The sequence below is a fragment of the Kribbella sp. NPDC056951 genome, assembly GCF_042674205.1.
Lineage (GTDB): Bacteria > Actinomycetota > Actinomycetes > Propionibacteriales > Kribbellaceae > Kribbella > Kribbella yunnanensis.
Map to the genome: position 1 here is coordinate 159809 of NZ_JBHUQZ010000016.1, position 8169 is coordinate 167977.

At 67.9% G+C, this 8169-nt stretch carries 9 protein-coding genes; 3 read left to right on the forward strand and 6 right to left on the reverse strand.

Annotated features, from left to right (window positions below; genetic code table 11):
• Positions 1-2 precede the first annotated feature (2 nt).
• Both ACFTSF_RS38035 and ACFTSF_RS38040 read left to right on the forward strand, forming a co-directional pair.
• Positions 3-422, forward strand: coding sequence for an MmcQ/YjbR family DNA-binding protein (locus tag ACFTSF_RS38035; RefSeq protein ID WP_380160034.1), 420 nt, complete (start codon positions 3-5; stop codon positions 420-422).
• Complete coding sequence (locus ACFTSF_RS38040) at positions 419-1021, forward strand: hypothetical protein (RefSeq protein WP_380160036.1); 603 nt, start codon at positions 419-421, stop codon at positions 1019-1021. Before ACFTSF_RS38035 ends, ACFTSF_RS38040 begins: the two co-directional genes overlap by 4 nt.
• Here ACFTSF_RS38040 and ACFTSF_RS38045 read toward each other — a convergent pair.
• Genes ACFTSF_RS38045 through ACFTSF_RS38070 form a run of 6 tightly spaced genes read right to left on the reverse strand, consistent with a single transcriptional unit; the run spans position 1018 to position 6443 of the window.
• Entirely contained in the window at positions 1018-1962 is a 945-nt protein-coding gene (locus ACFTSF_RS38045; protein WP_380160038.1) for an LLM class F420-dependent oxidoreductase, read from the reverse strand. The two genes, ACFTSF_RS38040 and ACFTSF_RS38045, sit on opposite strands and share 4 nt — an antisense overlap.
• Positions 1962-2708: an SDR family oxidoreductase gene (locus ACFTSF_RS38050; RefSeq protein WP_380160040.1), complete on the reverse strand. Its 747-nt coding sequence runs from the start codon at positions 2706-2708 to the stop codon at positions 1962-1964. Before ACFTSF_RS38050 ends, ACFTSF_RS38045 begins: the two co-directional genes overlap by 1 nt.
• The gene (locus ACFTSF_RS38055; protein ID WP_380160042.1) at positions 2705-3364 is read right to left on the reverse strand and encodes a histidine phosphatase family protein; all 660 of its coding nucleotides are present in this window, start codon (positions 3362-3364) and stop codon (positions 2705-2707) included. Before ACFTSF_RS38055 ends, ACFTSF_RS38050 begins: the two co-directional genes overlap by 4 nt.
• A 1-nt stretch (position 3365) precedes the next feature.
• Entirely contained in the window at positions 3366-4415 is a 1050-nt protein-coding gene (locus tag ACFTSF_RS38060) for a phosphotransferase family protein (protein WP_380160044.1), read from the reverse strand.
• Positions 4408-5202, reverse strand: coding sequence for an SDR family NAD(P)-dependent oxidoreductase (locus tag ACFTSF_RS38065; protein WP_380160046.1), 795 nt, complete (start codon positions 5200-5202; stop codon positions 4408-4410). The genes ACFTSF_RS38060 and ACFTSF_RS38065 overlap by 8 nt, the downstream gene beginning before the upstream one ends.
• Positions 5199-6443, reverse strand: a complete 1245-nt coding sequence (locus ACFTSF_RS38070; protein ID WP_380160048.1) for an acyl-CoA dehydrogenase family protein — start codon at positions 6441-6443, stop codon at positions 5199-5201. Before ACFTSF_RS38070 ends, ACFTSF_RS38065 begins: the two co-directional genes overlap by 4 nt.
• Before the next feature lie 81 nt (positions 6444-6524).
• On the opposite strand from ACFTSF_RS38070, the gene ACFTSF_RS38075 reads away from it, so the two are divergent.
• Positions 6525-7112, forward strand: a complete 588-nt coding sequence (locus ACFTSF_RS38075; RefSeq protein WP_344160525.1) for a TetR/AcrR family transcriptional regulator — start codon at positions 6525-6527, stop codon at positions 7110-7112.
• Positions 7113-8169: the final 1057 nt, after the last annotated feature.

Genomic DNA, 8169 nt, shown 5'->3' on the forward strand with positions numbered 1-8169 from the left:
CCATGGCGGACCGGAAGGCGCGGGTTGCGGATGTGCACGCCATTGCGCTGGGGATGCCGTTCGTGACGGTGTGGGAGCGGGACGACGGGACCGAGCGGCCGGTGTATCAAATCGGCGGGAAGTCGTTCGTATTCTTCCGGACGGCTCGGCCTGACGCCGTCGATCCGGTGAGCGGGGAGAAGTACGACGACGTGATCATGATCTGGACCGAGTCCGAGGACGAGAAGCTGGCGCTGGTGTCGGACGAGTCGACGCCGTTCTTCAGTACGCCGCATTTCGACGGGCACCCGTCGGTGCTGGTCCGGGCGAGCCGGATCGGGGAGCTCGGTAAGCAGGAGCTGACCGAGATCATCCAGGACGCTTGGTTGTCGCGGGCATCCAATCGGCGGGCCACCACGTGGCTGCGGGAGCATCGGCTGTGAGCTACCAACCACCGGGCGGTATGGCGGCGCCTGACTACGGCCGACCGCCGCGGAAGAGTCGCGCCGGCCTGTTCATCGTGCTGATGCTGTTGCTGCTGATCGTCGTCCTGGGCACGGGCGCCTGGGTCGCCACGAAGGTTGTCTCGAGCATCAAACCGGACAATTCGACTCCGCCTCCTGCCCCGATCACCTCGGTGGCGCCGCCTCCGAAGCTCACCGCGTCGGTGAAGCCGAAGCCGAGCGCCACGGTGAAGACAGTCCCGGTCAAGCCGCTGCCGATCACGCCGCGGCCCGCCATCCCGCCGTCCGACTCGGCGCAGCTGGCTGCCCGGTTCGTGACACTCCTGAACGCGAACGACGCGAAGGGTGCCACGGCGCTCGGCTGCGTGGACACCAAGCAAGCGATTCCGACGCTGATCGAGCAGTTCGTCCGGCGGCCGGCTTCGCTGACCGTGAGCAAGGCTCAGGTGAGCGGTGCGGGGGCGATCGCGGTGTTCTCGCTCGGCGGCACCATGAAGGGGGCGACCGCCGGCGGGGTCCTCGTGGTGGAGGTTGCCGGTCAACCGTGTGTGAAGTCGTTCGTGCTGCGGACGGTCTAGGGGGCGAGGGCTCGAGCCGTCTCGATCAGGCTGGTGCCGGTGGGCAGCGTGGCGATGATCGGAGTGTCGAGGCCGTTCGCGACGTAGCGGTTGATGTGGGCTCGGCACTCTTCCGCCGTACCGTGGACGATCAACGCGTCGAGGACCTCGACCGGTACGGCGGCCATCGCGGCGTTACGGTCGCCCGCGGCCCAGGCCTCGCGCATCGGCTTCATCGCGGGCCCACGACCGAGCCAGTCGTGGAAGGCGGCGTACCCGGGGACCGTCAGATAGGTGGCGATCAGGAAGCGGCCGATGTTGCGGGCCATCTCGGCATCCTCGGTGACGCAGACGAAGATCCGCGCGGCCAGCTCCTTGTCGGGGCCGAGCTCAGCGCGGACCTGGCGGACATCGTCCGCCGAGAGCCAGTTGGTGATCGCGCCATCGGCCTCGCGGGCAGCCAGGCGAAGCATCTGCGGGCGGAGCGCAGCAAGCATCAGTGAAGGCGGTACGTCGGGCGCCTTCTCCAGCCGGAACCGGCTGATCGTGAAACTGTCGAACGTCCCGTCGACCTTCTCCCCCGCGAACGCCTGCCGCAGGAACCGCAAGACATCACGGGTCCGCGCGTACGGCGGGTCGTAGGCGATCCCGTTCCACCCGCTCACGATGGTCTCCGACGACGCCCCGATCCCGAGCACGAACCGCCCCGGCGCCAGATCGGCCAGCGCCGCCCCGCTCATCGCGAGCGCGGCCGGTCCGCGCGTGTGCACCGGTACGACGGCCGTGCCCAACCGCAACTGGTCGTCCCATTCGGAGGCCAGCACCAGCGGCGTGAACGCATCCGCACCGGCCACTTCGGCCGACCACAGATCGGTGTAGCCCAGCGAGGCGAGCTCGGTGATCAACGGCTTGTGGTCCCGCAACGGAACCCCGGTCAGCGGAACGGTCAGACCCCAGCGCATCAGATCAACTTCCTCAAGATCGGCAACGGCGCAGCCTTCATGAATCGCGCGAGCGGCGCCCACGGCCAGGCCGGAACATAGGCGACTGCCTTCTCGGCCTCGATCGCGGCAACCATCGAGCGGACGCCGGGAACCGTGTCGACGATCAGCGGCGTGCTCTTGACCTTCTCGTTCAGCGCGGTCCGGATGTAGCCGGGAGAGATCGTGCTGATCGTAATCGGCTTGTTCAGCATCTCCATCCGCAGACCTTCAGCCAGCGAGGCGACGCCCGCCTTCGCGGCGGCGTACGCGGTGATGGTCTTGGGCAGTCCGCGCAGAGCGGCGGCGGAAGCGATGAACACCAAGTGGCCGGCGTTGCGGGCGCGGAAGAGTTCCATCGCGGCCTCGGCCTGGGTGAATGCGGCCAGGAAATTGGTCATCAGGGTCTCGCGGTTCACCTCAGGCCGGCCGGTGCCGACGGGTGCGCCCTTGCCGATCCCAGCGTTGACGATGATCCGGTCGAGCTGTCCGTGCGCCTTGTCGGCCTCGCGGAACACGGTGAACACCTGCTCGTCATCGGTGACGTCGAGCTTGTGGATGGTGATGGTGAGCCCGGGATGCTTGCCGAGGAACTCGTCGCGGAGCGCGGCCAGCCGATCCTCGCGCCGCGCGGTCAACGCGAGGTTGTAGCCCTTGGCCGCGAACTGCCGCGCCATCTCCTCGCCGAGGCCGGCGCTCGCGCCGGTGATCAAGATGTTCCGTCTCATCGGTACGTGAGCTCCTGCTTGTCGAGGTGACCGTGCTCGTTGTAGCTGACCACAGTCAGTCCGCTGCGGCCGGACACGACCTTCGTGATCGCAGTGTTGATGGTGACCGGGTTGAGCTTGCCCCACAGCCCGTCGCCCCCGGACAAGAGCCGGCTGACGACGGCCGCGATCGGTCCGCCGGATGTGAACACCAGCGCGGTCTCGCCCTTGCCGAGCCGCCCGGCAGTACGCCGTACTGCGTCGTCGGAGCGGTCGCAGAACGCCTGGAACGTTTCGGTGTAGCCGTCACCGCCGTTGACCCAGCGGTCGGTCGCCGCAGTGAACATCTCCTGGAAGGCCCGCTTCGGGTTCCCTTTGCGCGCCAGATCGGCGAGCAGAACCGCCCGGACCTTGTACGCCGGTTTGTGCGCGACAATCACCTGGTCATGGTCGAACTCGTCGTACCCGTGGTCGACCTCGGGACCGAATCCCGCCAGCTCGGCCGTCTGCGCGTGCCGGTGCATCGAACCCGACATCACCAGATCCGGCTGCACCCCACGAGCCCGCAAGGTGTTGCCGAGCGCAACCGCCTGCTGCTCGCCGAGATCCGAGAGCTTGTCGTAGTCCCGCGCCCCGAAGGACGCCTGCGCGTGCCGGACCAAGTAGATGACACCCACGTCAGGCCTGCCGGATGATGCGCCGGCAACGCCGCTCGAGCATGTTCACCGGAAGCCAGAAGTTCTTGAACCGCGGATTGCGCGTCTGCTTGTGGTGATAGCGGTAGTAGATCTGCTGCGCGATCACCGCCAGCCGGAACAACCCGAACACCTCGTAGAACGCCCAGTTCTCCGGCTTCAGCCCGGACCGCTCGGTGTAGTAGGCAACGATCTCGGCGCGGGTCAGCATTCCCGGCTCAGCGGACGGCTGCAGCCGGAACCGGCGGAAGGCCCAGTCGTCATCGGCCTGCACCCAGTACGCGAGCGCGCCGCCGAGATCCATCAACGGATCGCCGAGCGTCGCCAGCTCCCAGTCCAGGATCCCGGCCACCCGCTGCGGATCATCCGGAGCCAGTACGACGTTGTCCAGCCGGAAGTCGTTGTGAATCACGCAGGTGCGGACGTCGGCCGGCTGGTTCGCCGCGAGCCACGCCATCACCTTCTCGTAGCTCGGCACGTTCCAGGTCTTCGCCTTGCGGTACCGGTCCGACCAACCGCTGACCTGGCGGCCGACGTACCCCTCGCCGCGGCCGAGGTCCGCGAGACCGGCCGCGGCCGGGTCGACCTCGTGCAGGTCGACGAGCCGGTCGATGAGCGTGCGGCAGAGCTGACCGGTCTGCTCCGGGGTGAGGTCGACGCCGAGCGCGGAGCTGCGCGGGATCGTGCCCGCGACCCGCTCCATCACGTAGAACTCCGAGCCGATCACCGCATCATCGGTGCAGTGGGCAACCATCGTCGGGACGTAGGGGAAGACCGGCTTGAGCGCCGCCTGGATCCGGTACTCGCGACCCATGTCGTGCGCACTCTTCGCCTTCGTCCCGGCCGGTGGCCGACGCAGGATCAGGTCGTGCCCGGGGTAGCTCAACAGGTAGGTCAGGTTGGACGCGCCGCCGGAGAACTGCTTGACCGTCGGCTCACCTGGCGGCAGCTCGGTGTGCTGCCGCAACCAGGTGTCCATCGCCGTGACGTCGAACGCGTCCTCGTCGCGAACGGCGCGAGCACCATCACCCATGTGTCTGCTGGGCCTGTTCTGCGCGTCGGTGAGCCTGGGCAGCGGACTTGCGCATCTGCCGGTCGTACAGCGGACGGGCCCAACGCTTGGTCAGGTAGGCCATCCGGGCGGGGCGATCCGGAATGATCAGGAAGCGCTTCTTCGCGATCCCGGCCAGTACGACCGTCGCGATGTCGTCGGCGGTCCGCGGCGACTTCTCGATCAGCCTCCGGGCACCCGACTCCATCGTCTTGTCCGCACCCTGGAACGAATCGGCCAGGTTGGTCTGGAAGAACGACGGGCAGATCACCGACACCGTCACACCGAACGGCTGCAACTCGTGCGAGAGCGTCTCCGACAGCGCGACGACGCCAGCCTTGACCGTGTTGTACGAACTCATCATCGGCGGGTGGATCAGCCCAGCGACTGACGCCGTGTTCGCGATGTAGCCGGAACGCTGGCGCTTGAACACCGGCGTGAACGCGCGGCAGCCGCGGACCACACCCATCAGGTTGATATCGACGACGCGGTCCCACTCGTCCAGGGTCTCGACATCGATCCGCCCGCCGGTCGCGATTCCGGCGTTGTTGACAAGGATGTCGAGTCCACCCCAGTGCTCATCGCACCAGGCGACCGCGGCATCCCAGTCGGCCGGGTTGCGCACGTCGAGTCGCAGATAAGGACCGTCGTCGCCGTCGAACGTCGTACCGATATCGGTCCGCAGCACCTGGTGGCCTTGGGCCACGAACTGCGCGACCAGCGCAGCCCCCAGACCGCTCGCTCCACCAGTGACCAGTACTCGACTCACGCTTTGGCCTCCTTCTGTACGGCGAGATAGCCGGCCAGCTCGATCCGTGCGACGACCCCGCGGTGCACCTCGTCCGGACCGTCGGCCAACCGGAGCGCTCGCGCACTCGTCCAGGCCGCGGCGAGCGGGGTGTCATCGGAGAGACCGCCACCACCGTGCAACTGCATCGCCATGTCGATCACATCTTGCGCCATCCGCGGTACGGCGACCTTGATCTGGCTCACCTCGCTGAGCGCGCCCGCGAGCCCAACCGTGTCGAGGAGGTAGGCCGTCTGCAGGACCAGGAGTCGGGCCTGGTTGATGGCGATGCGGGCATCGGCGATGCGCTCACGGTTCCCGCCGAGGTTGACCAGCGGCTTGCCGAACGCCTGCCGACTGGTGCCGCGCTGCAGCGCGAGCTCGAGTGATTTCTCGGCCAGGCCGATCAGCCGCATGCAGTGGTGAACGCGGCCCGGACCCAACCGGCCCTGCGCGATCTCGACCGCGCGACCGGGGCCGACCAGGATGTTGCTCGCCGGCAGACGGACGTCGGTGAACGACACCTCACCATGACCGAACGGCTCGTCGTACCGGCCCATCGCCGGCAGCAACCGCTCGACCTTCACACCAGGGTGATCACGCGGGACCAGCACCATCGTGTGCCGCGCGTACCGGTGGGCTTCCGGGTCGGTCAGACCCATGAAGATCAGCAGCTCACACTCGGGATTGCCGACACCGGTGCTCCACCACTTGCGCCCGTTGAGGACGATCTCGTCCCCCTCGACGATCGCGGTCGCCGCCATGTTGGTCGCATCCGACGAGGCCACGCCCGGTTCCGTCATACAGAAGGCGGAGCGGATCGTCCCGTCCAGCAACGGCTCCAGCCACTGCTTCTTCTGCTCGTCGTTGCCGTAGCGCAACAGCACTTCCATGTTGCCGGTGTCCGGCGCATTGCAGTTGAAGATGTACGGCGCGATGAACGATCGGCCCATCAGCTCCGCGAGCGGTGCATAGTCCAGGTTCGGCAGACCTTCGCCGTACTGCTCGTTGCCCGGCTCGGCCGGGGGGAGGAACAGATTCCACAGACCCTGGGCGCGGGCCTTCTCCTGCAGCTCTTTGAACACCGGCTGCGGCTGCCACGGATCGGCGGCGGCCCGGGTCGCGGCGTGGATCTCCGCCTCGACCGGGTCGATCTCGATCCGGATGAACTCCTCGACCCGCCCGATCAGGTCCTGCGCACGGGCGGACGGTTCGAACCCCATGTAACAGCACTCCTTCCGAAACCGGCGGGGTACCGCCGGGTAATCTTGACCGTAGCGCCCTTTTGAGCAATGCTCAACAGTGTGGACAACAGATTGACCGCGGAAGATCGGAAGAAGCAGCTCGTCAAGATCGGCTTGATGATGTTGCGCGACAAACCGATCCACGAACTGTCGATCGACGCCATCGCCGGCCAGGCCGGGATCTCCCGGAGCCTGCTCTTCCACTACTTCCCGAGCAAGCGCGACTACTACGTAGCCGTCATCTCCGCCGCCGGCCGCCGCCTCCTGCGAGTCACCAAACCCGACGAAGACCTCCCGCCGGACGAAGCACTCCGCGAGATGCTCGTCCAGTTCGTCGCCTTCATCTCCCGCCGACGCACCGCGTACATCTCCTTCGTCCGCGGCGCCGCCGGCGGCGACGACTACGCCGTCGAGGTCTACGACGACACCCGCATCGGCCTCTCCCGCCGAGTCCTCACCTACCTAGGCACACCGGAAGTCGCCGACAACCGCTCGTCGGTCGAGTACCTCCGCATCCACGCCTGGCTCAGCTACACCGAAGACCTAGCCATCGAATGGTCCGGCCTCCGCGAATCCGCCCGCCCCTTCACCGCCGACGAACTCATCGACCACGCCATCGAGTCCCTCCACACCCTCCGCAAACTCTGACCCTCGCTCGTACGGCCGGGCCGCTGGCCGCGCAGGTCACGCTGGTCGGTAACTTCGGGGCGCGATCCGCGAAAAAAGTACCGCCCCACGCACCACCGCACTGCCACGCACAACGAGGCCCGGCGCGGTTCGCTGAAGCGCGGTTTGCTGAAGCGCGGCGCGGTTGAGGCGCGGGGCGTTGGTGAGCGCGGCGCGGTTGAGGCGCGGGGCGTTGGTGAGCGCGGCGCGGTTGAGGCGCGGGGCGTTGGTGAGCGCGGTTTGCTGAAGCGCGGCGCGGTTGAGGCGCGGGGCGTTGGTGGGCGCGGCGCAGTTGAGGCGCGGGGCGTTGGTGAGCGCGGGGTGGTTGTTGAGGCGGCGCGGTTTGGTGGGGCGCGGCGCGGTTGATGAGGCGCGGCGCGGTTTGGCGCGGGGGTGGTTGGCGCGGGGGTGGTTGGCGCGGCGCGGCGCGGTTTGGTGGGGCGCGGGGCGGTTGATGAGACGCGGTGGTTGATGAGCGCGGAGCGGTTTGGTGAGGCGCGGGGGTGGTTTGGCGCGGCGCGGGTGGTTTGGCGCGGCGCGGGTGGTGAGGCGCGGGGTGGTTTGGTGAGGTGCGGGGTGGGTCAGCTGCCAGCAGGCCTCTGTCCCGTACGGCAACCGCAGCCCGGCAACCCTAGGCGGCGTGGAGCCGCGGTCGCCGGGCCTCGCCATCTGCCTCAGCCACCGCGGCGCCCGGCCACGCTTTCTTTTTGGTCGGCCGGAGGCGGCGATGAGCCAGAGCGGTCGTCCCCGGCCGAGTTCTTTCGGGCCTGTGCCCCGACTCGACCACCAAAGGCGGCCGACAAAGCAAGAGGGCTGGCCAGGCAGGTGGCTGGGCTGGATGGCGAGGCCCGGCGACCGCGGCTCGCGTTGTCTGGGGCTGACGGGCGGTGGCTGAGGTGCGTGATGCTCGGGGTCTTGCGTTAGTCGGAGGATTTTCGGGTCCAGGAGGCTGTTGCGGAATGGTGTTTTGCGGGCCGGGCATGGAATCTGATGGGTTGGTTGGTTGCCCGGGCGGGGCCCGGGCGGGCCGGGTTCAGGT